We start from the raw sequence: 21,026 nt of genomic DNA on the forward strand, positions 1-21,026 counted from the left end.
CTCCTCCAATGGGTAAAAGAAAATTACACTTTTACACAATATATTATGAACTCTTTAGAACCCTTAGTATTTCAGTAGTAGCTTGTTTTAAGGTAAATATGTCTTCTGATATATCAAAGCCTTTTTTCCTAAGTTCTCTGATTAAATAGGTAACTTGTGGTACTGCAAGGCCAACTCTCTCTAAAGTTTCCACTTCTTTGAATATTGAATTTGGAGGGCCATCTAAAATACATTTTCCACCTTCCATAACTAATATTCTATTTGCTACTTTTGCTACATCTTCCATACTATGAGAAACTAAAATTATAGTCATATTATATTCTTTATGTAATAATTCTATCTTACCAAGTATCTCATCTCGTCCCTTTGGATCTAACCCAGCGGTAGGCTCATCTAATATAAGAACCTTCGGTTCCATAGCTACAACTCCTGCTATAGCTACTCTTCTTTTTTGACCTCCACTTAACTCAAAAGGTGATTTATCTTTATAAGTTTCATAGTCTAATCCAACTATATTCATTGCTCTTTTTACTCTAGAAGTAATTTCTTCTTCATTTAAGCCTAAATTACGAGGTCCAAAAGCAATATCTTTTTCTATAGTTTCTTCAAACAATTGATACTCAGCATATTGAAACACTAATCCTACTCTTTTTCTTATATCACTAAGCTTTACTCCATGCGCAGTAATATCTACATCATCTACTACTATCTTTCCTGAAGAAGGCTTTAATAATCCATTAATATGTTGGATTAAAGTTGATTTTCCTGAACCTGTATGACCTATTAGAGCGACAAACTCACCATCTTTTATCTCAACAGACACATTATCTAATGCTGTTTTCTCAAAAGGTGACTTTGGCATATATATATGAGTTAAATTTTCTATTTTAATTGACATAATGCATTCACCATCTCATCTATAGTTAATATATCTTCACTTATATCAATACCATTTTTCTTAAGCTCGTAAGAAAGTTCTGTCATTTGAGGTACATCCAAACCAAGTTTTTTCATTGTCTCTACCTCTTTAAATACCTCTTTAGGAGTTCCTTCAATAACAATTTTTCCAGAATCCATAACATATATTTTGTCTGCTTCTACTGCTTCTTCCATATAGTGTGTTATAAGTACTATAGTTATCCCATATTCTTTATTTAAATCTCTAACGGTCTTTATAACTTCTTTTCTACCAGAAGGATCTAACATTGCTGTAGGTTCATCAAGAACTATACATTCTGGCATCATCGCCAAAATACCTGCTATAGCCACTCTTTGTTTTTGTCCTCCAGATAGTAGATGTGGTCCATGTTTTTTATACTCATACATATTAACTCTTTTTAAAGAATCATCAACTCTTCTTCTTATTTCTTCAGGTTCAACTCCTAAATTTTCTGGTCCAAAAGCTACATCTTCCTCCACTATAGTTGCAACTATTTGATTGTCTGGATTTTGGAATACCATACCTGCTTTGTTCCTTATATTCCACACATTTTCTTCTACTGTCGTATCCAATCCACCTACATATAATTTACCTTCTGTAGGTATAAGCAATGCATTTATATGCTTAGCAAAAGTGGATTTTCCTGAACCATTATGACCTAAAATAACAACAAAGTCTCCTTTATTAATATCGATATTAACAGAATTAATAGCTATTTTTCCATCATCATTTCCATTATTATCATATTTAAAGACTAAATTTTCACTGTGTATTTCGATTTTTTCATCATTAATTTTATCTAAAGCTTGAGGGTTATCTGCCGCGAAATTTTTATTACTTTCCATTTCTTATCCCTCCATATAATATCAAAAATACTCAATATCTATAATAAAATGGGGACTAAGCTAGGCATACTTAATCCCCTGGAATATATTATACTAATTCTAATATAACAACTTCTGCTCCGTCGCCTCTTCTTGGACCTACTTTCATTATTCTAGTATATCCACCATTTCTTTCAGCATACTTTGGAGCTACATTATCAAATAAATTTTTAACAACTTCTTCTTCAGTCACAAATGCAAGAACTTGTCTTCTAGCATGTAAGTCTCCTCTTTTAGCAAGAGTGATCATTTTTTCAGCTAGTCTCTTAGTTTCTTTAGCTCTAGTTTCAGTAGTTTCAATCTTTCCGTACTTTAAGAAACTAGTCACAAGATTTCTAAGCATTGCCATTCTTTGATCAGTTGGACGTCCTAACTTACGTTGTTGTGCCATGTCTATACCTCCTTACTCTTCACTTGGTTTAAATGATAAATCCAAGGCTTCAAGTTTTTGTTCAACTTCTTCGAGAGATTTCTTTCCTAAGTTTCTAACTTTCATCATGTCATCCATAGATCTCTCTGTTAATTCTTGAACAGTATTTATACCTGCTCTTTTTAAGCAGTTGAAGCTTCTAACAGATAAATCAAGCTCTTCTATTGTCATTTCTAATACTTTTTCTTTTTTATCTTCTTCTTTTTCAACCATTATTTCAACATTATCCGCATGATCCGTTAATGTCATAAATAGCTTAAAGTGCTCGATAAGAATTTTAGCTGATAATCCTATTGCTTCATCAGGTCTAATTGTTCCATTAGTCCAAATTTCAATAGTTAACTTATCATAATCAGTAATTTGGCCTACTCTTGTGTTTTCAACTGTATAGTTAACTCTCTTAACAGGAGTATATATTGAGTCTACAGGTATAGTAGCTATAGGTTTGTCTTCAGTTTTGTTCTTATTTTGAGAAACATAACCTCTTCCCTTGCTAACATTGATCTCCATAAATAACTTAGCATTTTCATCTAAAGTAGCAATATGAATATCTTTGTTAATAACTTCTACATCTCCATCAGTTCTAATATCAGCGCCTGTTACCTCACCTGGTCCCTCAGCGTCAATATATATTGTTCTAGAACCTTCCCCTGTCATTTTTAAAGCTAATCCTTTTATGTTTAGAATTAACTCTGACACATCTTCTTTTACTCCATTTATTGTTGAAAATTCGTGAAGTACACCTTCTATTTTGATTGAATTTGCAGCAACTCCAGGTAATGAAGAAAGAAGAATTCTTCTTAAAGCATTACCTAAAGTTATTCCATAACCTCTTTCTAATGGTTCAATGACAAACTTTCCATATGTACCATTTTCAGCGGTTTCTACACATTCTATTTTTGGCTTTTCTATTTCTAACATATATAACCCTCCTTCTTTATTAAATGGGTGTTCTATTTTGAGGGCAACTGATTTAAATTATTGACTATTTGCTGTATAACTCAACGATTAATGTTTCGTTAACAGGAACATCTATATCTTCTCTAGCTGGTAAAGATACAACCTTTCCTTCGAAAGCAGCTTGGTTAGCCTCTAACCAGTTAGGTAAAGTTTTTGGATTCTCATTGAACACTTTGAATTTCTCAGTAGCTTTGCTTCTTTCAGATACTGATATTACATCGTTTAATGAAACACTATATGATGGAATGTCAACTTTCTTTCCATTTACTAAAAAGTGTCCATGATTAACTAATTGTCTAGCTTCAGCTCTTGAATTTCCGTATCCTAATCTATATACTACATTATCAAGTCTTAACTCAAGTAATCTTAATAGGTTTTCACCTGTTATACCTCTTTGTTTTTCAGCTTTATCATAATATAGTCTAAATTGTTTTTCAAGAACTCCATATAATCTTTTAGCTTTTTGTTTTTCTCTTAATTGTAATCCGTAGTTTGACATTTTTTTTCTACTTTGTCCGTGCTGTCCTGGTGCATAGCTTCTTCTAGCGAAAGCACATTTCTCTGTGAAGCATCTGTCACCTTTAAGGTTAAGTTTTAAACCTTCTCTTCTGCAAATTTTGCAAGTAGCGCCAGTATATCTTGCCATTAATTACACCTCCTGTTTACTAAACTCTTCTTCTTTTTGGTGGTCTACATCCGTTATGTGGAATTGGAGTTACGTCTTTTATTAAAGTAACCTCTAATCCAGCAGCTTGTAGAGATCTTATAGCTGCCTCTCTTCCTGCTCCTGGTCCTTTTACGTAAACTTCAACACTTTTTAATCCATGTTCCATTGCTGCTTTAGCTGCAGTTTCAGCTGCCATTTGAGCTGCGAATGGTGTGCTCTTTCTTGATCCTCTAAATCCTAATCCACCTGCACTAGCCCATGACAATGCGTTTCCAGCTGCATCAGTAAGTGTAACGATGGAATTGTTGAAAGTAGATTTAATATGTGCTGCACCATGCTCAACATTTTTTCTTTCTTTTCTTCTTCTACTTCTTTTAACTTTTTGAGCCATTATATTCCCTCCTTACTATTTCTTCTTGCCTGCTATTGTCTTCTTAGGACCTTTTCTTGTTCTAGCGTTTGTTTTTGTCTTTTGTCCTCTTACTGGAAGTCCTCTTCTATGTCTTATTCCTCTATAAGATCCGATTTCCATTAATCTTTTTATATCAAGAGCAACTGTTCTTCTTAAGTCACCTTCAACTAATACATTCTTATTTATATACTCTCTTAAAGCATTAACTTCTTCTTCAGTTAAATCTTTAACTCTTGTGTCTGGATTAACTGATGTAGCTTTAAGTATCTCGTGTGATTTTGGTAATCCTATACCAAATATATAAGTTAGACCTATCTCAACTCTTTTTTCTCTTGGTAGGTCAACACCTGCTATTCTTGCCATCTACAATTTGCACCTCCTAAGTACATTAAATACTCTAACTAGCTATTTACTAGCCTTGTTTTTGTTTATGTTTAGGATTTTCACAGATAACCATTACTCTTCCTTTTCTTTTTATAATTTTACATTTTTCACATATAGGTTTAACTGATGGTCTTACTTTCATAGCTAACCCTCCTTATTACTTATCTCTCCAAGTTATTCTCCCACGTGTCAAATCATATGGAGAAAGCTCTACTGTAACCTTATCGCCTGGTAATATCCTAATAAAGTTCATTCTTAACTTTCCTGATATATGTGCTAATATTTTATGCCCACTCTCAAGTTCAACTTGAAACATTGCATTTGGTAGTGCTTCTAAAACCACACCTTGCATTTCAATTATATCATCTTTTGACATAAGGTAATCAAACCTCCTCAACCTGCAAAAACTTTCTTATCTTAGAATTGCTAATCTTCTTACCTTGTAAGATTAGTTCTCTGATCTCATCTGCTATTATATCCGTAAAAATTAAATGTTTAATTTTCTTTTTCTTAGGTTTCTCAATCTTTCTTAAGTCTCCATCTGAAATATAGACATAATCAGCATTTAGTATACCTACTATTATAAAGTATCTATTACGATCTCTTCCTGATTTAGAATGTACCACCTTACCTAAAAGGTTATTATCATCCAATCCATTCACCTCATTAGCTTAAAGTTAATATTTCAGGACCACTGTTTAATATAGCTACAGTGTTTTCGTAGTGTGCGGATAAGCTTCCGTCACTTGTAACAACCGTCCATCCATTAGGTTTTACCTTAACATTAAACTTACCAATGTTTATCATAGGTTCGATTGCAAGAACCATTCCATGAGATAACTTTGGTCCTCTACCAGCAATGCCGTAATTAGGAACCTGAGGATCTTCATGCATGGACTTACCAATACCGTGTCCTACAAAATCCCTAACCACAGAATATCCAAAGCTTTCAGCATAGATTTGAATTGCTGCTGATATATCTGTAAGCCTATTATCTACCTTTGCCTTTTCAACACCCTTGAAAAAACATTCTTTAGTAACCCTAATAAGCTCTTCAGCTTCTTTAGATATTTTACCTACTGGAAAAGTTCTAGCTGCATCACCATGAAACCCATTTAGAACTGCTCCACAATCTACACTTATGATATCTCCTTCTTGTAAAACCCTGTTATCAGGGATTCCATGAATAACTTCATCATTCACTGATGCACATATGGAAGCCGGAAATCCACCGTATCCTTTAAAAGATGGTTTTGCACCCTGTTCTAATATGAACTCTTCCGCCAATTTATTGATTTCTGCAGTTGTTATTCCAGGCTTTATTACCGCCTCTATGGTTGCAAGTGTATCAGCAACTACTTTACCTGCATTTCTCATATATTCAATTTCCATATCACTTTTAATTATTATCACTATTTATCGCTCCTAAGATACCACAAATATTCTTAAAAACATCATTAATAGCTTGGGTTCCATCAACTTCGGATAGAAGGCCTTGTTCCTTATAGTAATCTATAAGCGGTTGTGTTTGAGCATCATATATTTCAAGACGTTCATTTACTGTTTCTTTACAGTCATCGTCTCTTTGTATTACAACGCTACCACAAATGTCACATTTGCCTTCTACTTTAGTAGGATTAAACTTAACATGATAGCTTGCTCCACAGCTTAAACAAACTCTTCTGCCCGTCATTCTATCAATTATATACTCTTTTGGAACCATTATTAATAGAGCTGTATCAAGTTTCTCTCCTTTTTCTTCTAAAAAGTTTTTTAGGGCTTCTGCTTGATTCACAGTTCTTGGATAGCCATCAAGTAAAAAACCGCTTTTACAGTCTTCTTGCTCTAATCTATCCTGTACGATATCTATGGTTAGTTTATCAGACACTAAATGCCCTTTATCTATATAACTCTTAGCTTCGATTCCTAGAGGAGTTTTTTCAGAAATGTTTTTTCTAAAAATGTCTCCTGTTGATATATGCGGTATGGAGTATTTATTACTAATCGATTTAGCTTGTGTTCCTTTTCCGGCTCCCGGAGGACCTAATAAAATGATTTTCACTAGCATCAACTCCAAAATATTTATTTAAGGAAACCTTGGTAATGTCTCATTACTAATTGTGATTCAAGTTGCTTCATCGTTTCAAGAGCAACTCCAACAATAATTAATATACTAGTTCCTCCAAAGGCTATTCCTTTAAATTTAGTATAGGATTCCATTATAATTGGGAATACAGCTATTATTCCTGCAAAAGTTCCTCCTATTATGGATACTTTAGTTAAAACTTTTTCTAAGAAAATTGCTGTTTTCTCTCCTGGTCTTATACCTGGTATAAATCCTGATGATTTATGCATATTTTCAGCCATCTCATCTGGTTTTAATGTAACTATAGTATAGAACCATGAGAAGAATAATATTAATACGAAATACACTACTACATATTTTAAAGACCCTCTTTGGAATATACTCCAAGGACTTTCCATTACAAACTTTGCAAAAGAAGATGATGGCCAAATTCTAGCTATTGTTTCAGGGAATTGCATCACTGACATAGAAAAAATTATCGCCATAACTCCAGATGAATTTAAGCTAAAAGGAATGTGCGTTGATTGTCCTCTGAACACTTTATTTCCTACTGCTTTTCCTGCATATTGTACAGGCACTCTTCTTTCTGCTAAATTTACTAAAATAACTGATAATAATAAAGCCAAGGCTACTAGTATAAATATTATAACCTCTACTACACTTACTTCACCGGCCTTTTGAAGTCCGCCAATTTGGTAAGCCATGGTTGGAATGGTAGAAATAATATTTACAAAAATTATTACTGAAACTCCATTTCCAATTCCATATACTTGTATCTGTTCGCCTAACCATACTAATAATGTCGAACCAGCAGTGGTTGTAAGAATTACTAAAAACAACCCAAGTTTTCCATCCATTTGAAGTGCTCCAGCACTATTTATCATAGCATATACAGCAATACCTTGAATTACTGAAAAAACTATTGCTGCAATTCTTGTGTAGTTTTGAATTTTTTGTCTTCCGTCTTGACCTTCTTTAGAAAGTTGCTCTAAATATGGAACTGCTATTGTTAATAATTGCAATACGATCGATGCATTTATGTATGGTCCTACACCCATGGCAAATATACTAAACTTGCTTAGAGCACCACCGGAAAGCATATCATAGAAGGTGAACAATGTTCCTGAGCTTGTTAAGTTAGCTAGCTTACTAGCATCTACCCCAGGAACAGGAATAAATATTCCTAGTCTAAATATCACCACTATAAATAACGTAAATAGCATCCTTTTTCTAAGCTCTGGAACTTTCCAAGCATTTCGTAGGGTTGATAACATCTATATCACCTCAACTTTGCCTCCAGCGGCTTCGATCTTTTCAGCAGCAGCTTTAGAGATTTTGTTAACTTTAACAGTTAAATTTTTCTCTAAGTTACCATTTCCTAATATTTTAACACCGTCATAAACTTTTTTAATTACTCCTCTTTCGATTAGTAATTCTGGTGTTACTTCTGTACCATTTTCAAATATATTTAATCTATCAACATTTATGCAAGCATATTCTTTAGCGAATATGTTAGTAAATCCTCTTTTAGGTAATCTTCTGTATAAAGGCATTTGACCTCCCTCAAATCCAGGTCTTACACCACCGCCTGATCTTGAGTTCTGTCCAGTTTGGCCTCTTCCTGCAGTTTTACCCCAGCCTGAACCAGTACCTCTACCAACTCTTTTAGCCGCTCTTTTTGATCCTTCTGCAGGTTTTAACTCATGAAGTTTCATAGTCTACACCTCCTTGTATTATGCTTCTTCTACTTTCAGTAGGTAATTAACTTTGTTTACCATACCTCTGATTTGAGGAGTTTCCTCGTGCTCTACAGTTTTACCTATTTTCTTTAATCCTAATGCATTAACTGTAGCTATATGGTCTTTTTTTCTACCGATTAAGCTTTTTGTTAATGTTATTTTAAGTTTAGCCAAGGTCATTCCCCTCCTATCCTAAAATTTCTTCAACAGTTTTGCCTCTTAATTTAGCAACTTGCTCTGCTGTTCTTAAGTTTGCTAATCCATTGATTGTAGCATTTACCATGTTTCTTGGATTGTTAGAACCTAAAGATTTAGCTCTAACGTCTTTTAATCCTGCAAGCTCAAGCACTGCTCTTGCTGGACCTCCAGCGATAACTCCTGTACCTTCTGTAGCTGGCATTATATGCACTCTTCCAGTACCAAATTTTCCATCTATAGTATGAGGAACTGTAGTTCCGTCTAATTCAACTTTTACAAGGTTCTTTTTAGCATCTTCAATACCTTTTCTTATAGCTTCAGGTATTTCAATAGATTTACCCATTCCAACGCCAACGTGTCCGTTTTCATCTCCAACAACTACTAGTGCGCTGAATCTGAAGTTTCTTCCACCTTTAACAACCTTAGCAACTCTATTAATGTAAACAACTTTTTCTTTAAGATCTAGTGTGCTAGGATCTATTTTCATGAATTTCCCTCCTTTTTTTAGAATTGAAGTCCTGCTTCTCTTGCACCTTCTGCAAGCATTTGTACTCTTCCGTGGTAAACGTATCCGCCTCTGTCAAATACCACTTCTTTTATTCCGTTTTCTAATGCTTTTTTAGCTATTAACTCTCCAACAGCTTTAGCAGCTTCTTTGTTGCTTCCAGCCTTTAATTCAAGATTTTTATCTAAACTTGAAGCAGCAACTAAAGTTCTTCCAGCTACGTCATCTATAATTTGAGCATATATGTTCTTTTCACTTCTATAAACAGCTAATCTTGGTCTATCAGCTGTTCCAGATATCTTTTTACGTACTCTTAAGTGACGAGTTTCTCTTGATAGTTTTCTATCAGCCTTTTTGAACATTACCTTCACTCCTTCCCACTATTTATTATTTACCTGTTTTACCTTCTTTACGTCTTATAACTTCATCAGAATATTTAATTCCTTTTCCTTTATAAGGTTCAGGTTTTCTCCACGTTCTAATGTCGGCAGCAATATCTCCAACTAGTTCTTTATCTATGCCTTTAACGTGTATTGTGTTAGCATCAGGAGTTTCAAATGTGATTCCTGGAACTGCTTCTACTTCAACTGGATGTGAGAATCCAAGGTTTAATGTTAATTTATTTCCTTTTAGTGTTGCTCTGTATCCAACACCAACTAATTGAAGTATTTTAGTGTAACCGTTAGTTACTCCGATTACCATGTTATTTATTAATGCTCTTGTTAATCCATGAAGAGCTCTATGTTCTTTTACATCGCTTGGTCTTGTAACAACCACTGAATTATCTTCTATAGCTATATTTATATCTTTCGCCATTGCTTTAGTTAATTCACCTTTAGGTCCTTTAACTGTAACAACGTTCTCTGGTGATACTGTAACTGTTACACCACTTGGTATAGCTATTGGAAGTCTTCCTACTCTTGACATAATTGCACCTCCTGTTCATCAAACTACCAGATATAGCAGATTACTTCTCCACCTAATCCTAATTTTCTAGCGTCTCTATCAGTTACGATTCCTTTTGAAGTAGATATTATTGCTACTCCTAATCCATTTAATACTTTTGGAATATCCTCATTCTTTGTATATACTCTTAAGCCTGGTTTAGATATTCTCTTAAGTCCTGTTATTACTCTCTCTTTGTTTTGACCATACTTCATAGTAAGTCTTAACATTGCTACAGAACCATCTTGATATTCTTCTATATTTTTAAGGTATCCTTCTTGAAGCATTATGTTTGCGATTGCCTTCTTTATGTTTGAAGAAGGAACTTCTAATATTTCGTGTCTAACAACATTTGCATTTCTTATACGAGTTAGCAAATCTGCGATAGGGTCAGTCATAACCATTTATTGTGCCTCCTTTCATATAATGAATTTATTACCAACTTGCCTTCTTACATCCAGGAATTTGTCCTTTATAAGCAAGTTCTCTGAAACAAATACGGCAAATACCAAATTTCTTTAATACAGAATGTGGTCTTCCACATAGTCTGCATCTTGTATAAGCTCTAGTTGAATATTTAGGCTCTTTTTTCCATTTTTCTATTAAAGCTTTACGTGCCACGTTATTCCCTCCTTATTATTGAGCAAATGGCATTCCAAGGAATCTTAATAATTCTCTTGCTTCCTCGTCTGTCTTTGCAGTAGTAACGAATATTACATCCATACCTCTTACTTTGTCAATCTTATCATATTCTACTTCAGGGAATATTAATTGCTCTTTTATTCCTAATGCGTAGTTACCTCTTCCATCAAAAGATTTTGAAGGAACTCCTCTGAAGTCTCTAACTCTAGGTAAAGCAATGTTGATTAGTTTATCTGCAAATTCAAACATTTTTTGCTTTCTTAATGTAACTTTACAGCCGATTGGCATGTTCTCTCTTATTTTAAAGTTTGCTACAGAGTTCTTAGCTCTTGTTAAGATTGCCTTTTGTCCTGTTATTAGTTGCATGTCAGCAACAGCAGCCTCAAGAACCTTAGAATTATCTTTAGCTTCTCCAACTCCCATATTTACTACTATCTTTTCAAGCTTAGGTACTTCCATTATGTTTTTATATCCGAACTTCTCCATCATAGCTTGAACTACTTCATTATTGTATTTTTCTTGTAGTCTTGCAACCATTGGTTAAACCTCCTTTCGCGAATTAAAATGTTTCTCCGCACTTCTTGCACACTCTTACTTTAGTGCCATCCTCTAATATTTTGTTGCTTATTCTAGTAACAGATTTACACTTATTGCAGTATAACATAACTTTTGAACTGTTTATAGCTCCTTCAAAGTGTACTATTCCACCTTGCATGTTTTGTCTGTTAGGCTTTTGGTGCTTAGTAACAACATTAACGTCCTTAACTACAACTTTTCCTGTTTTAGGATAAACAGCTAAAACTTCACCAATTTTTCCTTTATCTTTACCAGAAATAACCATTACTGTATCTTTCTTTCTAACATGAACTTTCATTATAGCTACCTCCTATCTTATAGAACTTCAGGTGCTAATGATAATATCTTATTAAATTCTTTATCTCTTAGCTCCCTAGCAACAGGTCCGAAGATACGAGTTCCTCTTGGATTTTTATCTTCTTTTATTACAACAGCTGCGTTTTCATCAAATTTAATGTATGAACCATCTGCTCTTCTTAAACCTTTTACTGATCTAACAATAACTGCCTTAACAACGTCACCTTTTTTAACAACTCCACCTGGTGTTGCACTTTTAACGCTAGCAACGATTATATCTCCGATGTTTCCCCATTTTCTTTTGGAACCACCTAGTACTCTAATACACATTATTTCCTTAGCACCAGAGTTGTCTGCTACCTTTAATAATGTTTGTTGTTGTATCATGTAAAATACCCTCCTTTCAGTTAACTATTTAGCCTTTTCAGTGATTTCAACAAGTCTCCATCTCTTATCTTTTGATAATGGTCTTGTCTCCATAATTAATACTCTATCATTAATTCTAGCTTCATTATTTTCATCATGAGCTTTGAATTTTGTAGTTCTGTTAACTGTTTTTCCGTACAGTGGATGTCTAACCTTTGTTTCAACTGCAACAACGATTGTTTTATCCATTTTATCAGAAACAACTCTTCCTATTCTTGTCTTTCTATTTCCTCTTTCCACAAGACGAACCTCCTTTCAGTATTACTGCTCAAAAGCCCTTAATTCTTCTTCTCTAAGGATGGTTTTAATTTGGGCTATAGACTTTTTAACCTGTTTAATTCTCATTGGGTTTTCTAACTGTCCTGTAGCTAACTGAAATCTAAGGTTAAATAATTCTGATTTTAAATCAGTTAATTTTACTTGCAAATCTTGAGGAGTACTTTGTCTCAACTCTTTTAATTCATTAGCCTTCATTGATTTCACCACCCATTTCCTCAAAATCTTTTCTTGTCACAAACTTAGTTTTAACTGGTAGTTTGTGAGATGCTAATCTCATAGCTTCTCTAGCAGCTTCTTCTGAAACTCCAGAGATTTCAAATAACACTCTGCCTGGTTTAACTACTGCTACCCAGTACTCTGGTGAACCTTTACCAGATCCCATACGTGTTTCAGCTGGCTTCTCAGTAACTGGCTTATCAGGGAAGATTTTTATCCAAACCTTTCCTCCTCTTCTTACGTATCTATTTATAGCTATTCTGGCAGACTCAATTTGGTTGCTTGTTATCCAACCACATTCAGTTGCTTGTAAAGCGTAATCTCCGTAAGCGATGAAGTTACCTCTAGTAGCTTTACCTTTCATTCTGCCACGATGAACCTTACGATGTTTAACTCTTTTAGGCATTAACATGTCATATTCCTCCTTCCTTACACGTTATTAAGCGTTAGCTTCTTCCTTTTCAACTTTCTTTGTTGGAAGAACTTCTCCTTTATATACCCAAACCTTAACTCCAATTTTACCATAAATTGTGTCTGCTTCTGCAAATCCATAATCTATGTCAGCTCTTAAAGTTTGTAGCGGAATTGTTCCTTCATGGTAGAATTCTGCTCTAGCGATTTCCGCTCCACCAAGTCTTCCTGAACAAGCTGTTTTAACTCCTTTAACACCTGTTCTCATAGCTCTTTGAATTGTTTGTTTCATAGCTCTTCTAAAAGATATTCTCTTTTCTAATTGAGCTGCTATGCTTTCAGCCATTAATTGAGCGTTGTTTTCTGGATTTTTAACTTCTACGATATTAATAAGAACATTACTAGCTTTAACAATGTCCTTTAATCCTTTTTTAAGTTCTTCTATACCTTGACCGCCTTTTCCTATAACCATTCCTGGTTTAGCAGTATGTATATTAAGTTTTATTCTTTTTGCTGCTCTTTCAATTTCTATTCTAGAAATTCCTGCAGTGTATAACTTCTTTTTAAGATATTCTCTTACCTGATTGTCTTCAACTAAATTATCTGCAAAGTTAGTTCCTTCTGCGTACCATTTAGCATCCCAATCTTTGATTACACCAACTCTTAAGCCGTGTGGATGTACTTTTTGTCCCACTATATATCCCTCCTTCTTATGCTCTTTCTTTGATTACTAAAGTTATATGGCTAGTTTTCTTTCTTATTCTGAAAGCTCTTCCTTGCGCATGTGGTCTAAATCTTTTTAATGTTGGACCTTGACCAGTATGTGCACTTGCAACATATAATCTATTTCTATCTAAACTTAAATTATTTTCTGCATTTGCAACTGCTGACTTTAGTACTTTATTTACAACTTCAGCTGCATCTTTTGGAGTATATTGTAATATAGCAAAAGCTTCATTTACATCTTTACCTCTTATTAAATCAAGAACGATACCAACTTTCATTGGAGACATTCTCACATATCTTGCTATAGCTTTAGCTTCCATCGTGTATTTCCTCCTTCCCGGACTATCTTACTTTACTTGATTTTGACTTATCGATGTGACCTTTAAAAGTTCTAGTTAAAGCAAATTCACCTAATTTATGTCCTACCATATCTTCTTGAATATATACAGGAACATGTTTTCTTCCATCATGAACTGCGATAGTGTGACCTATCATTTGTGGGAAGATAGTAGAACTTCTTGACCAAGTTTTTACAACTTTCTTCTCACCATTTTTGTTCATTTCGTTGATTTTATTTAAAAGTGACTCTTTTACAAAAGGTCCTTTTTTTATAGATCTACTCATGTTTTAGTTGCCTCCCTTCATACATATATGCGTAATTCAGAAGAGAATAAAATATTCTCTTCTTATTATTTCTTATTTCTTCTCTTAACGATAAATTTATCAGAGTATTTTTTAGTTTTTCTAGTTTTGTATCCAAGAGCTGGTTTACCCCATGGAGTAAGTGGACTTGGATGTCCGATAGGAGATCTTCCCTCTCCACCTCCGTGTGGATGGTCATTAGGGTTCATAACAGAACCTCTTACTGTAGGTCTGAATCCCAAGTGTCTTTTTCTTCCTGCTTTACCTATCTTAACAATTTCATGAGTTAAGTTAGAAACTGTTCCTATAGTAGCCCTGCAGTTAATTCTTACATATCTAACTTCTCCACTTGGAAGTCTCACTTGAGCATATTCTCCTTCTTTAGCCATAAGCTGAGCTGAAGAACCTGCTGATCTAACAAGTTGAGCACCTTTTCCAACTTGTAATTCTATGTTGTGAATTACAGTACCAACTGGTATGTTAGCTATTGGAAGAGTGTTTCCTATTTTTATATCTGCATCTGGACCAGATACTATTACATCTCCAACTTTTAATCCTACTGGAGCTATTATGTATCTCTTCTCACCATCTGCGTATACAACTAAAGCAATATATGCTGATCTATTTGGATCATACTCAATAGTTGCAACCTTTGCTGGAATACCATCTTTTCTTCTCTTAAAATCAATTATTCTATATTTTTGTTTCGCTCCACCACCGTGATGACGAACAGTAATTTTACCATGTGCATTTCTACCACCTGTTTTTTTCTTGCTTACAAGAAGTGACTTCTCAGGTACATCAGTAGTTATCTCTTCAAATGTAGCCATTGTCATATTTCTTCTTGAAGGTGTGGTAGGTTTAAACTTCTTAACTGCCATTAGGTTTCCCTCCTTCTTTTCGCTTATCTGGTTCTAAACCAATAAATGCTTATTTACTAACTACATTCCTTCAAAGAACTCTATAGTTTTGCTATCTGCAGTTAATGTAACTATTGCTTTTTTGAAGTCTGCTCTTTTACCAACATGAACTCCAACTCTCTTAGTTTTTCCTAAGCTTCTAATTGTAGCTACATTTTCTACTTCTACTCCGAAAACTTCTTCTACAGCTTTCTTTATTTGGAATTTATTAGCGTGTATGTCAACTATGAAAGTGTACTTTCTATCAGCCATTGCTGCCATACTTTTTTCAGTTATAACAGGTTTTCTTATTATATCATGGCTTGCCATTTTCATTATGCATACACCTCCTCAATTTTAGATACAGCTTCTTTAGTTACCACGAACTTCTCGTATTTTAATATATCATATACATTTAAGTTGTTTACTGGTAACACAGCTACTCCTGGTATGTTTCTAGCTGATTTATAAACATTTTCGTCTGATTCAGCTACTACTATTAAAGTTTTCTTAGCTTCAAAAGCATTTAAAACTTTTATCATTTCTTTAGTCTTAGGAGCTTCAAAATTTAAGCTTTCTAATACTATCATTTCATTATCAACAACTTTTGAAGTTAAAGCTGACTTCATAGCTGTTCTTCTCATGCTTTTTGGAATTGAAACTCTGTAGTCTCTTGGCTTTGGTGCAAATACGATACCACCATGAATCCATTGTGGTGCTCTTATTGAACCTTGTCTTGCTCTACCAGTTCCTTTTTGTCTCCATGGTTTTATACCACCGCCACGAACTTCAGCTCTAGTTTTAGCACTTTGAGTTCCTTGTCTTTTATTAGCTAATTGAGCTAATACTACTTGATGCATAGCATCTCTGCTTATTTCAACATCAAATATATTTTCATTTAATTGGATATCTCCAACTTCTTTTCCTTCTTTATTAAACACTTTTAATGTAGGCATTCTGTATCCTCCTTTCCCTAAGCTTTAACAGCGTCTCTAATTACTACAAGACCTTTGTTTGGTCCTGGTATTCCGCCTTTTATAAGGATTATATTTTTCTCAGGTATTACCCTTACGATTTCTAAATTTAATACTGTTGTATTAACATTTCCCATATGTCCAGGCATTCTCTTGTTTTTAAAAGTTCTAGCAGCATCTGTAGCTCCTGCTGAACCTATTGCTCTGTGGAATTTAGAACCGTGAGTCATTGGTCCTCTATGTCCATTCCATCTCTTAATTGTACCTTGGAATCCCTTTCCTTTTGAAACTCCAGAAACGTCTACTTTATCTCCTGCTGCAAATACTTCAGCTTTTATTTCTGAACCAACTTCTAAGCTGCTCATGTCCTCTAATTTGAACTCTTTTATGTGTCTCTTAACACCAACTCCAGCCTTTTCGAATTGACCTTTCATTGGCTTATTAACTAATTTTTCTCTTATGTCTCCGAAAGCAACCTTAACTGATTCATATCCGTCAGTTTCAACAGTTTTCTTTTGGATAACTACGCATGGACCAGCTTCTACAACTGTTACTGGAACTACTTTTCTATTTTCATCAAATATTTGAGTCATTCCTAGTTTTTTACCCATTATAGCTTTTTTCATTCAAATACACCTCCTACTTATTAGCGGACCACCTCAGTGGTCATAATAGTTAGTAATAGTTATCTATTACTCGTACTCTTATGTACGTCTATAGTTTTATTTCTATATCTACGCCTGCTGGTAAGTCTAATCTCATTAACGCATCAACAGTTTTTGGTGATGGGCTTAATATATCGATTAGTCTCTTGTGAGTTCTTATTTCGAACTGCTCTCTTGAATCTTTGTATTTATGTGGAGCTCTTAATATTGTTACTACATCTTTTTCAGTAGGTAGTGGTACTGGACCTGCTACTTTAGCTCCTGTAGATTTAGCTGTTTCTACAATTCTTTCAGCTGATTGATCTAATATATTGTGATCAAAAGCTTTTAGTCTGATTCTGATTTTTTGTTTTGACATTGTATTCCCTCCTTTTCATCGCACGCTATACTTCTTACGTGCAACAGCGGATGTTCTGTAAACTGTTCCGGGTGTTGCATTAAATTAACGCAACACAGAGCAAACACAGACCCCGTCGCCCAATTCAAGATTAGGACATGCTCGGTGAAGAATTCCCCGGAAGTCCGGCAACCTCTTACCTCATCGCTGTTACCACTTTACAACTTCTATATTATACCGTACTCTATATACTTTGACAAGTATTTTTTAATTAATTTATACATTAATTTATAAATTAATAAATACGTTATAGTATTGATAAATTTGTACTTTTCATACAATATTATTAATTAAGGAGAAGGGCGTCCCCTTCTCCTTAAAGCCTAGGCATATTCTCATGTGTACACTAATTTTTTTAAATTGCTAAATTAAATAATTATATTATTTAATTATAGAAGTAACAACTCCTGAACCTACTGTTCTTCCACCTTCTCTGATCGCGAATCTTAATCCTTCATCCATTGCGATTGGAGTGATTAATTCAACGTTCATGTCAATGTGGTCTCCTGGCATTACCATTTCCATTCCCTCTGGTAATTTGATTGATCCTGTTACGTCTGTTGTTCTGAAGTAGAACTGTGGTCTGTATCCATCAAAGAATGGTGTATGTCTTCCACCTTCTTCTTTTTTAAGTACGTATACTTGACCTACAAACTTAACGTGTGGATTTACTGAACCTGGTTTTGTTAAAACCTGGCCTCTTTGGATGTCTGTTCTTTGTACTCCTCTTAATAATGCTCCGATGTTATCTCCTGCTTGTGCTTCATCAAGAAGTTTTCTGAACATCTCAACTCCTGTACAAACTACTTTTCTCTTCTCTTCGCTTAGTCCAACAAGTTCTACCTCGTCTCCAACTTTTAATATTCCTGTTTCTACTCTTCCTGTTGCAACTGTTCCTCTTCCAGTGATTGTGAATACGTCCTCTACTGGCATTAAGAATGCTTTGTCTGTTGCTCTTTCTGGAGTTGGAATATAGCTGTCTACTGATTCCATTAATTCCATTATGCATGCTGTCGCAGCTTCATCTGTTGGGTTTTCTAATGCTTTTAATGCTGATCCTGTTATTACTGGAATATCATCTCCTGGGAAGTCATACTCGCTTAATAACTCTCTTACTTCCATTTCAACTAATTCTAATAATTCTGGATCGTCTACCATATCTGCTTTGTTTAAGAATACTACTATGTATTGTACTCCTACTCTTGATGCTAGTAGTATATGCTCTCTTGTTTGTGGCATTGGACCATCTGCTGCTGATACTACTAAGATAGCTCCATCCATTTGTGCTGCTCCTGTTATCATGTTCTTTACATAGTCAGCGTGTCCTGGACAGTCAACGTGAGCATAGTGTCTGTTATCTGTTTGATACTCAACGTGTGATGTATTGATTGTGATTCCTCTTTCTTTTTCCTCTGGTGCTTTGTCTATTTGGTCATATTTGAATGCCTCTGCAAATCCTCTGTTTGCTAATACTGTTGTGATTGCAGCTGTTAATGTTGTTTTACCGTGGTCAACGTGTCCTATAGTTCCAATGTTAACGTGCGGTTTGCTTCTTTCAAATTTTTCCTTAGCCATTTTTATTCCTCCTTTAACACTTTAAAGTAATTTTTAAATATTTATTTTAATTATCTAATTATATTTATTATTTTTTACCTAGAACTTCTTCTTGAATGCTCTTTGGAACTTCTTCATAAGCAGCAAATTCCATAGTATAGTTTCCTCTACCTTGAGTTCTAGATCTTAAGGTAGTTGCATATCCAAACATTTGTGATAGTGGAACCATTGCTCTTATAATTTGAGCTCCATTTTGAGCTTCCATACCTTCAATTCTTCCTCTTCTTGAGTTAAGGTCACCCATAACATCACCCATATACTCTTCAGGTACAACAACTTCAACCTTCTCTATTGGTTCAAGTAATACTGGTTCTGCTTTAGCCATAGCATTTTTAAACGCCATAGATCCAGCAATTTTAAATGCCATTTCTGATGAGTCAACATCATGATATGATCCATCAACAAGTCTAACTTTGAAGTTAAGAACTGGATATCCGCCAAGTATACCTGCTTCAGAAGCTTCTTGAATTCCATTATCAATTGGTGAAATATACTCTTTTGGTACAGCTCCTCCAACGATAGCATTTTCAAATTCGTATGCTCCATCGTGTGGTATTAATTCAATTACAGCATGACCGTATTGTCCACGTCCACCTGATTGTCTAATAAACTTACCTTCAGCTTTAACTTGTTTTCTAATTGTTTCTTTGTAAGCAACTTGTGGTTTACCAACATTACATTCAACTTTAAATTCTCTTTGAAGCCTATCTGCAATGATTTCAAGGTGAAGCTCTCCCATACCAGCTATGATTATTTGACCAGTTTCTTGATCTGTATATGTCTTAAATGTTGGATCTTCTTCAGCAAGTTTAGCTAAAGCAATACCCATTTTTTCTTGACCTGCTTTAGATTTTGGCTCTATAGCAACATGGATAACTGGTTCTGGGAATTCCATACTTTCAAGAATTACCGCATCATCTTCTGCGCATAGAGTATCTCCTGTTGTAGTCATTTTTAGTCCTATAACAGCTCCTAAATCTCCAGCACGTAACTCAGTAACTTCTTCTCTTGCGTTAGCGTGCATTTTAACAAGTCTTCCGATTCTTTCTTTTTTACCTTTGTTAGCATTTAATACATATGTACCACTTTCCATTACACCTGAGTAAACTCTTGTGAATGCTAACTTACCTACAAATGGGTCAGTAGCAATTTTGAATGCTAATGCAGCTAATGGTTCTTCATCACTTGTATGTCTTTCAACTTCTTCTCCAGTTACAGCATCTACACCTTTTATAGCAGGTATATCTAATGGTGATGGCATGTAGTCAACTGCTGCATCTATCATCATTTGAACACCTTTATTTTTATAAGATGATCCACATAGTACTGGTACTATTTCATTTGCTATAACACCTTTTCTTAGTGCAGCTTTTAATTCTTCTTCAGTTAATTCTTCTCCGTCTAAATATTTCATCATTAGCTCTTCATCTAATTCAGCAATAGCTTCTATCATTGCTGCTCTATACTCTTCAGCTAAATCTTTCATATCTTCTGGAACTTCGCTCTCTTCTATTTGAGTACCTAAATCATCTTTGTAGATTTCAGCTTTATTTTTCATTAAATCTATGATTCCTACAAAGCTTTCTTCTTTACCTATTGGTATTTGAATTGGCACTGCGTTAGCTTTTAATCTTTCTTTCATCATGCTAACAACTCTAAAAAAGTCAGCACCCATTATATCCATTTTATTTACGTAAGCCATTCTTGGTACTGAATATTTGTTTGCTTGTCTCCACACCGTTTCAGATTGAGGTTCAACCCCACCTTTAGCGCAAAATACAGATACAGCTCCATCAAGAACTCTTAAAGATCTTTCAACCTCAACAGTAAAATCTACGTGTCCAGGTGTATCTATTATATTTATTACGTGGTCTTTCCAAAAACACATTGTTGCCGCTGAAGTAATTGTTATACCTCTTTCTTGTTCTTGAGCCATCCAGTCCATTGTAGCTCCACCTTCATGTGTTTCTCCGATCTTATGTGTCTTTCCTGTATAGAATAATATACGCTCAGTAGTAGTTGTTTTACCAGCATCTATATGGGCCATTATTCCAATATTACGAAATTTTTCTAATGCATATTGTCTAGTCACAATTTTTCCTCCTCTCGACG

Annotated in this window: 36 protein-coding genes; all 36 read right to left on the reverse strand. The window is 34.5% G+C overall.

The window, feature by feature from the left end; all coding sequences use genetic code 11:
• Positions 1–43: 43 nt before the first annotated feature.
• The 36 genes from ACY1IQ_RS09865 to fusA all read right to left on the reverse strand — a co-directional run bounded on the left by ACY1IQ_RS09865 (position 44) and on the right by fusA (position 21,006).
• Positions 44–898 carry an energy-coupling factor transporter ATPase gene (locus tag ACY1IQ_RS09865; protein ID WP_461613791.1) on the reverse strand — a complete coding sequence of 285 codons (855 nt, stop codon included), beginning with the start codon at positions 896–898 and terminating at the stop codon, positions 44–46.
• The gene (locus ACY1IQ_RS09870) at positions 883–1,734 is read right to left on the reverse strand and encodes an energy-coupling factor transporter ATPase (protein WP_461613885.1); all 852 of its coding nucleotides are present in this window, start codon (positions 1,732–1,734) and stop codon (positions 883–885) included. Before ACY1IQ_RS09870 ends, ACY1IQ_RS09865 begins: the two co-directional genes overlap by 16 nt.
• Positions 1,735–1,873: 139 nt before the next feature.
• Entirely contained in the window at positions 1,874–2,215 is a 342-nt protein-coding gene (gene rplQ, locus ACY1IQ_RS09875) for a 50S ribosomal protein L17 (protein WP_039630707.1), read from the reverse strand.
• A gap of 12 nt (positions 2,216–2,227) precedes the next feature.
• Positions 2,228–3,175 carry a DNA-directed RNA polymerase subunit alpha gene (locus ACY1IQ_RS09880; protein WP_461613792.1) on the reverse strand — a complete coding sequence of 316 codons (948 nt, stop codon included), beginning with the start codon at positions 3,173–3,175 and terminating at the stop codon, positions 2,228–2,230.
• A 64-nt stretch (positions 3,176–3,239) separates the two neighbouring features.
• Positions 3,240–3,860 (reverse strand): 30S ribosomal protein S4, encoded by a 621-nt coding sequence (gene rpsD, locus ACY1IQ_RS09885; protein WP_461613793.1) that lies wholly within the window; start codon positions 3,858–3,860, stop codon positions 3,240–3,242.
• A gap of 19 nt (positions 3,861–3,879) precedes the next feature.
• On the reverse strand, positions 3,880–4,275 hold the full coding sequence (gene rpsK, locus ACY1IQ_RS09890) for a 30S ribosomal protein S11 (RefSeq protein WP_186269536.1): 396 nt from the start codon (positions 4,273–4,275) through the stop codon (positions 3,880–3,882).
• A gap of 12 nt (positions 4,276–4,287) precedes the next feature.
• Positions 4,288–4,656: a 30S ribosomal protein S13 gene (rpsM, locus tag ACY1IQ_RS09895; protein ID WP_461613794.1), complete on the reverse strand. Its 369-nt coding sequence runs from the start codon at positions 4,654–4,656 to the stop codon at positions 4,288–4,290.
• Between the two features lie 49 nt (positions 4,657–4,705).
• Complete coding sequence (gene rpmJ, locus ACY1IQ_RS09900) at positions 4,706–4,819, reverse strand: 50S ribosomal protein L36 (protein WP_025434559.1); 114 nt, start codon at positions 4,817–4,819, stop codon at positions 4,706–4,708.
• A gap of 15 nt (positions 4,820–4,834) precedes the next feature.
• Positions 4,835–5,053 carry a translation initiation factor IF-1 gene (gene infA / locus ACY1IQ_RS09905; protein WP_039630697.1) on the reverse strand — a complete coding sequence of 73 codons (219 nt, stop codon included), beginning with the start codon at positions 5,051–5,053 and terminating at the stop codon, positions 4,835–4,837.
• Between the two features lie 7 nt (positions 5,054–5,060).
• Positions 5,061–5,330, reverse strand: a complete 270-nt coding sequence (locus ACY1IQ_RS09910) for an RNA-binding protein (RefSeq protein WP_461613795.1) — start codon at positions 5,328–5,330, stop codon at positions 5,061–5,063.
• A 13-nt stretch (positions 5,331–5,343) separates the two neighbouring features.
• Positions 5,344–6,090, reverse strand: a complete 747-nt coding sequence (map, locus tag ACY1IQ_RS09915; RefSeq protein ID WP_461613796.1) for a type I methionyl aminopeptidase — start codon at positions 6,088–6,090, stop codon at positions 5,344–5,346.
• Complete coding sequence (locus ACY1IQ_RS09920) at positions 6,077–6,739, reverse strand: adenylate kinase (RefSeq protein WP_461613797.1); 663 nt, start codon at positions 6,737–6,739, stop codon at positions 6,077–6,079. Before ACY1IQ_RS09920 ends, map begins: the two co-directional genes overlap by 14 nt.
• Before the next feature lie 20 nt (positions 6,740–6,759).
• Entirely contained in the window at positions 6,760–8,037 is a 1,278-nt protein-coding gene (gene secY / locus ACY1IQ_RS09925) for a preprotein translocase subunit SecY (RefSeq protein ID WP_461613798.1), read from the reverse strand.
• A complete protein-coding gene (gene rplO / locus ACY1IQ_RS09930) occupies positions 8,038–8,478 on the reverse strand; it encodes a 50S ribosomal protein L15 (RefSeq protein ID WP_461613799.1) in 441 nt (146 codons plus the stop codon).
• Positions 8,479–8,496: 18 nt separating this feature from the next.
• On the reverse strand, positions 8,497–8,676 hold the full coding sequence (rpmD, locus tag ACY1IQ_RS09935; protein WP_039630685.1) for a 50S ribosomal protein L30: 180 nt from the start codon (positions 8,674–8,676) through the stop codon (positions 8,497–8,499).
• A gap of 13 nt (positions 8,677–8,689) precedes the next feature.
• The gene (rpsE, locus tag ACY1IQ_RS09940) at positions 8,690–9,187 is read right to left on the reverse strand and encodes a 30S ribosomal protein S5 (protein WP_191738572.1); all 498 of its coding nucleotides are present in this window, start codon (positions 9,185–9,187) and stop codon (positions 8,690–8,692) included.
• A gap of 17 nt (positions 9,188–9,204) precedes the next feature.
• Positions 9,205–9,567 carry a 50S ribosomal protein L18 gene (gene rplR, locus ACY1IQ_RS09945; protein WP_039630681.1) on the reverse strand — a complete coding sequence of 121 codons (363 nt, stop codon included), beginning with the start codon at positions 9,565–9,567 and terminating at the stop codon, positions 9,205–9,207.
• Between the two features lie 25 nt (positions 9,568–9,592).
• Complete coding sequence (rplF, locus tag ACY1IQ_RS09950; protein ID WP_039630680.1) at positions 9,593–10,132, reverse strand: 50S ribosomal protein L6; 540 nt, start codon at positions 10,130–10,132, stop codon at positions 9,593–9,595.
• A gap of 23 nt (positions 10,133–10,155) precedes the next feature.
• Positions 10,156–10,554: a 30S ribosomal protein S8 gene (gene rpsH / locus ACY1IQ_RS09955; protein WP_461613800.1), complete on the reverse strand. Its 399-nt coding sequence runs from the start codon at positions 10,552–10,554 to the stop codon at positions 10,156–10,158.
• A gap of 31 nt (positions 10,555–10,585) precedes the next feature.
• Complete coding sequence (locus ACY1IQ_RS09960) at positions 10,586–10,771, reverse strand: type Z 30S ribosomal protein S14 (protein ID WP_010295312.1); 186 nt, start codon at positions 10,769–10,771, stop codon at positions 10,586–10,588.
• 15 nt (positions 10,772–10,786) lie between these two features.
• The gene (gene rplE / locus ACY1IQ_RS09965) at positions 10,787–11,329 is read right to left on the reverse strand and encodes a 50S ribosomal protein L5 (RefSeq protein ID WP_039630674.1); all 543 of its coding nucleotides are present in this window, start codon (positions 11,327–11,329) and stop codon (positions 10,787–10,789) included.
• Positions 11,330–11,351: 22 nt separating this feature from the next.
• Entirely contained in the window at positions 11,352–11,666 is a 315-nt protein-coding gene (gene rplX / locus ACY1IQ_RS09970; RefSeq protein WP_191738581.1) for a 50S ribosomal protein L24, read from the reverse strand.
• Positions 11,667–11,683: 17 nt separating this feature from the next.
• Positions 11,684–12,052, reverse strand: coding sequence for a 50S ribosomal protein L14 (gene rplN / locus ACY1IQ_RS09975; RefSeq protein WP_039630669.1), 369 nt, complete (start codon positions 12,050–12,052; stop codon positions 11,684–11,686).
• A 24-nt stretch (positions 12,053–12,076) separates the two neighbouring features.
• Positions 12,077–12,331 carry a 30S ribosomal protein S17 gene (gene rpsQ / locus ACY1IQ_RS09980; protein WP_039630667.1) on the reverse strand — a complete coding sequence of 85 codons (255 nt, stop codon included), beginning with the start codon at positions 12,329–12,331 and terminating at the stop codon, positions 12,077–12,079.
• A gap of 21 nt (positions 12,332–12,352) precedes the next feature.
• Complete coding sequence (rpmC, locus tag ACY1IQ_RS09985) at positions 12,353–12,565, reverse strand: 50S ribosomal protein L29 (RefSeq protein ID WP_039630665.1); 213 nt, start codon at positions 12,563–12,565, stop codon at positions 12,353–12,355.
• A complete protein-coding gene (gene rplP, locus ACY1IQ_RS09990) occupies positions 12,555–12,998 on the reverse strand; it encodes a 50S ribosomal protein L16 (RefSeq protein ID WP_461613801.1) in 444 nt (147 codons plus the stop codon). The genes rpmC and rplP overlap by 11 nt, the downstream gene beginning before the upstream one ends.
• 27 nt (positions 12,999–13,025) lie before the next feature.
• The gene (gene rpsC / locus ACY1IQ_RS09995; RefSeq protein ID WP_461613802.1) at positions 13,026–13,691 is read right to left on the reverse strand and encodes a 30S ribosomal protein S3; all 666 of its coding nucleotides are present in this window, start codon (positions 13,689–13,691) and stop codon (positions 13,026–13,028) included.
• 16 nt (positions 13,692–13,707) lie between these two features.
• On the reverse strand, positions 13,708–14,043 hold the full coding sequence (rplV, locus tag ACY1IQ_RS10000; RefSeq protein ID WP_039630658.1) for a 50S ribosomal protein L22: 336 nt from the start codon (positions 14,041–14,043) through the stop codon (positions 13,708–13,710).
• 22 nt (positions 14,044–14,065) lie between these two features.
• Positions 14,066–14,347 (reverse strand): 30S ribosomal protein S19, encoded by a 282-nt coding sequence (gene rpsS / locus ACY1IQ_RS10005; RefSeq protein WP_461613803.1) that lies wholly within the window; start codon positions 14,345–14,347, stop codon positions 14,066–14,068.
• Positions 14,348–14,412: 65 nt separating this feature from the next.
• Positions 14,413–15,246 carry a 50S ribosomal protein L2 gene (gene rplB / locus ACY1IQ_RS10010; protein ID WP_461613804.1) on the reverse strand — a complete coding sequence of 278 codons (834 nt, stop codon included), beginning with the start codon at positions 15,244–15,246 and terminating at the stop codon, positions 14,413–14,415.
• Positions 15,247–15,306: 60 nt separating this feature from the next.
• On the reverse strand, positions 15,307–15,600 hold the full coding sequence (gene rplW, locus ACY1IQ_RS10015; protein ID WP_461613805.1) for a 50S ribosomal protein L23: 294 nt from the start codon (positions 15,598–15,600) through the stop codon (positions 15,307–15,309).
• Entirely contained in the window at positions 15,600–16,220 is a 621-nt protein-coding gene (rplD, locus tag ACY1IQ_RS10020) for a 50S ribosomal protein L4 (protein ID WP_461613806.1), read from the reverse strand. Before rplD ends, rplW begins: the two co-directional genes overlap by 1 nt.
• Positions 16,221–16,237: 17 nt before the next feature.
• Positions 16,238–16,864 (reverse strand): 50S ribosomal protein L3, encoded by a 627-nt coding sequence (rplC, locus tag ACY1IQ_RS10025; RefSeq protein ID WP_461613807.1) that lies wholly within the window; start codon positions 16,862–16,864, stop codon positions 16,238–16,240.
• A gap of 88 nt (positions 16,865–16,952) precedes the next feature.
• The gene (gene rpsJ / locus ACY1IQ_RS10030; protein WP_461613808.1) at positions 16,953–17,261 is read right to left on the reverse strand and encodes a 30S ribosomal protein S10; all 309 of its coding nucleotides are present in this window, start codon (positions 17,259–17,261) and stop codon (positions 16,953–16,955) included.
• 420 nt (positions 17,262–17,681) lie between these two features.
• The gene (gene tuf / locus ACY1IQ_RS10035) at positions 17,682–18,875 is read right to left on the reverse strand and encodes an elongation factor Tu (protein WP_461613809.1); all 1,194 of its coding nucleotides are present in this window, start codon (positions 18,873–18,875) and stop codon (positions 17,682–17,684) included.
• A gap of 67 nt (positions 18,876–18,942) precedes the next feature.
• Positions 18,943–21,006, reverse strand: coding sequence for an elongation factor G (gene fusA / locus ACY1IQ_RS10040; protein WP_461613810.1), 2,064 nt, complete (start codon positions 21,004–21,006; stop codon positions 18,943–18,945).
• Positions 21,007–21,026 lie beyond the last annotated feature (20 nt).

This window comes from Clostridium sp. Marseille-QA1073 (genome assembly GCF_054863625.1).

Bases quoted from the DNA above. Each gene is read 5' to 3' on its own strand.
- rpsH (WP_461613800.1), bottom strand. From the start codon at position 10,554: ATGGTTATGACTGACCCTATCGCAGATTTGCTAACTCGTATAAGAAAT.
- rplE (WP_039630674.1), bottom strand. From the start codon at position 11,329: ATGGTTGCAAGACTACAAGAAAAATACAATAATGAAGTAGTTCAAGCT.
- rpsJ (WP_461613808.1), bottom strand. From the start codon at position 17,261: ATGTCAAAACAAAAAATCAGAATCAGACTAAAAGCTTTTGATCACAAT.
- rplO (WP_461613799.1), bottom strand. From the start codon at position 8,478: ATGAAACTTCATGAGTTAAAACCTGCAGAAGGATCAAAAAGAGCGGCT.
- rpmJ (WP_025434559.1), bottom strand. From the start codon at position 4,819: ATGAAAGTAAGACCATCAGTTAAACCTATATGTGAAAAATGTAAAATT.
- rpmC (WP_039630665.1), bottom strand. From the start codon at position 12,565: ATGAAGGCTAATGAATTAAAAGAGTTGAGACAAAGTACTCCTCAAGAT.
- rpsE (WP_191738572.1), bottom strand. From the start codon at position 9,187: ATGAAAATAGATCCTAGCACACTAGATCTTAAAGAAAAAGTTGTTTAC.
- rplF (WP_039630680.1), bottom strand. From the start codon at position 10,132: ATGTCAAGAGTAGGAAGACTTCCAATAGCTATACCAAGTGGTGTAACA.
- rplN (WP_039630669.1), bottom strand. From the start codon at position 12,052: ATGATACAACAACAAACATTATTAAAGGTAGCAGACAACTCTGGTGCT.
- rplR (WP_039630681.1), bottom strand. From the start codon at position 9,567: ATGTTCAAAAAGGCTGATAGAAAACTATCAAGAGAAACTCGTCACTTA.
- rplC (WP_461613807.1), bottom strand. From the start codon at position 16,864: ATGAAAAAAGCTATAATGGGTAAAAAACTAGGAATGACTCAAATATTT.
- ACY1IQ_RS09880 (WP_461613792.1), bottom strand. From the start codon at position 3,175: ATGTTAGAAATAGAAAAGCCAAAAATAGAATGTGTAGAAACCGCTGAA.
- rplP (WP_461613801.1), bottom strand. From the start codon at position 12,998: ATGTTAATGCCTAAAAGAGTTAAACATCGTAAGGTTCATCGTGGCAGA.
- rpsS (WP_461613803.1), bottom strand. From the start codon at position 14,347: ATGAGTAGATCTATAAAAAAAGGACCTTTTGTAAAAGAGTCACTTTTA.
- rplB (WP_461613804.1), bottom strand. From the start codon at position 15,246: ATGGCAGTTAAGAAGTTTAAACCTACCACACCTTCAAGAAGAAATATG.
- rplQ (WP_039630707.1), bottom strand. From the start codon at position 2,215: ATGGCACAACAACGTAAGTTAGGACGTCCAACTGATCAAAGAATGGCA.
- rplV (WP_039630658.1), bottom strand. From the start codon at position 14,043: ATGGAAGCTAAAGCTATAGCAAGATATGTGAGAATGTCTCCAATGAAA.
- secY (WP_461613798.1), bottom strand. From the start codon at position 8,037: ATGTTATCAACCCTACGAAATGCTTGGAAAGTTCCAGAGCTTAGAAAA.
- ACY1IQ_RS09865 (WP_461613791.1), bottom strand. From the start codon at position 898: ATGTCAATTAAAATAGAAAATTTAACTCATATATATATGCCAAAGTCA.
- infA (WP_039630697.1), bottom strand. From the start codon at position 5,053: ATGTCAAAAGATGATATAATTGAAATGCAAGGTGTGGTTTTAGAAGCA.
- rplX (WP_191738581.1), bottom strand. From the start codon at position 11,666: ATGAAAGTTCATGTTAGAAAGAAAGATACAGTAATGGTTATTTCTGGT.
- rpsM (WP_461613794.1), bottom strand. From the start codon at position 4,656: ATGGCAAGAATAGCAGGTGTTGACCTACCAAGAGAAAAAAGAGTTGAG.
- rpsD (WP_461613793.1), bottom strand. From the start codon at position 3,860: ATGGCAAGATATACTGGCGCTACTTGCAAAATTTGCAGAAGAGAAGGT.
- rplD (WP_461613806.1), bottom strand. From the start codon at position 16,220: ATGCCTACATTAAAAGTGTTTAATAAAGAAGGAAAAGAAGTTGGAGAT.
- tuf (WP_461613809.1), bottom strand. From the start codon at position 18,875: ATGGCTAAGGAAAAATTTGAAAGAAGCAAACCGCACGTTAACATTGGA.
- rplW (WP_461613805.1), bottom strand. From the start codon at position 15,600: ATGAAAATGGCAAGCCATGATATAATAAGAAAACCTGTTATAACTGAA.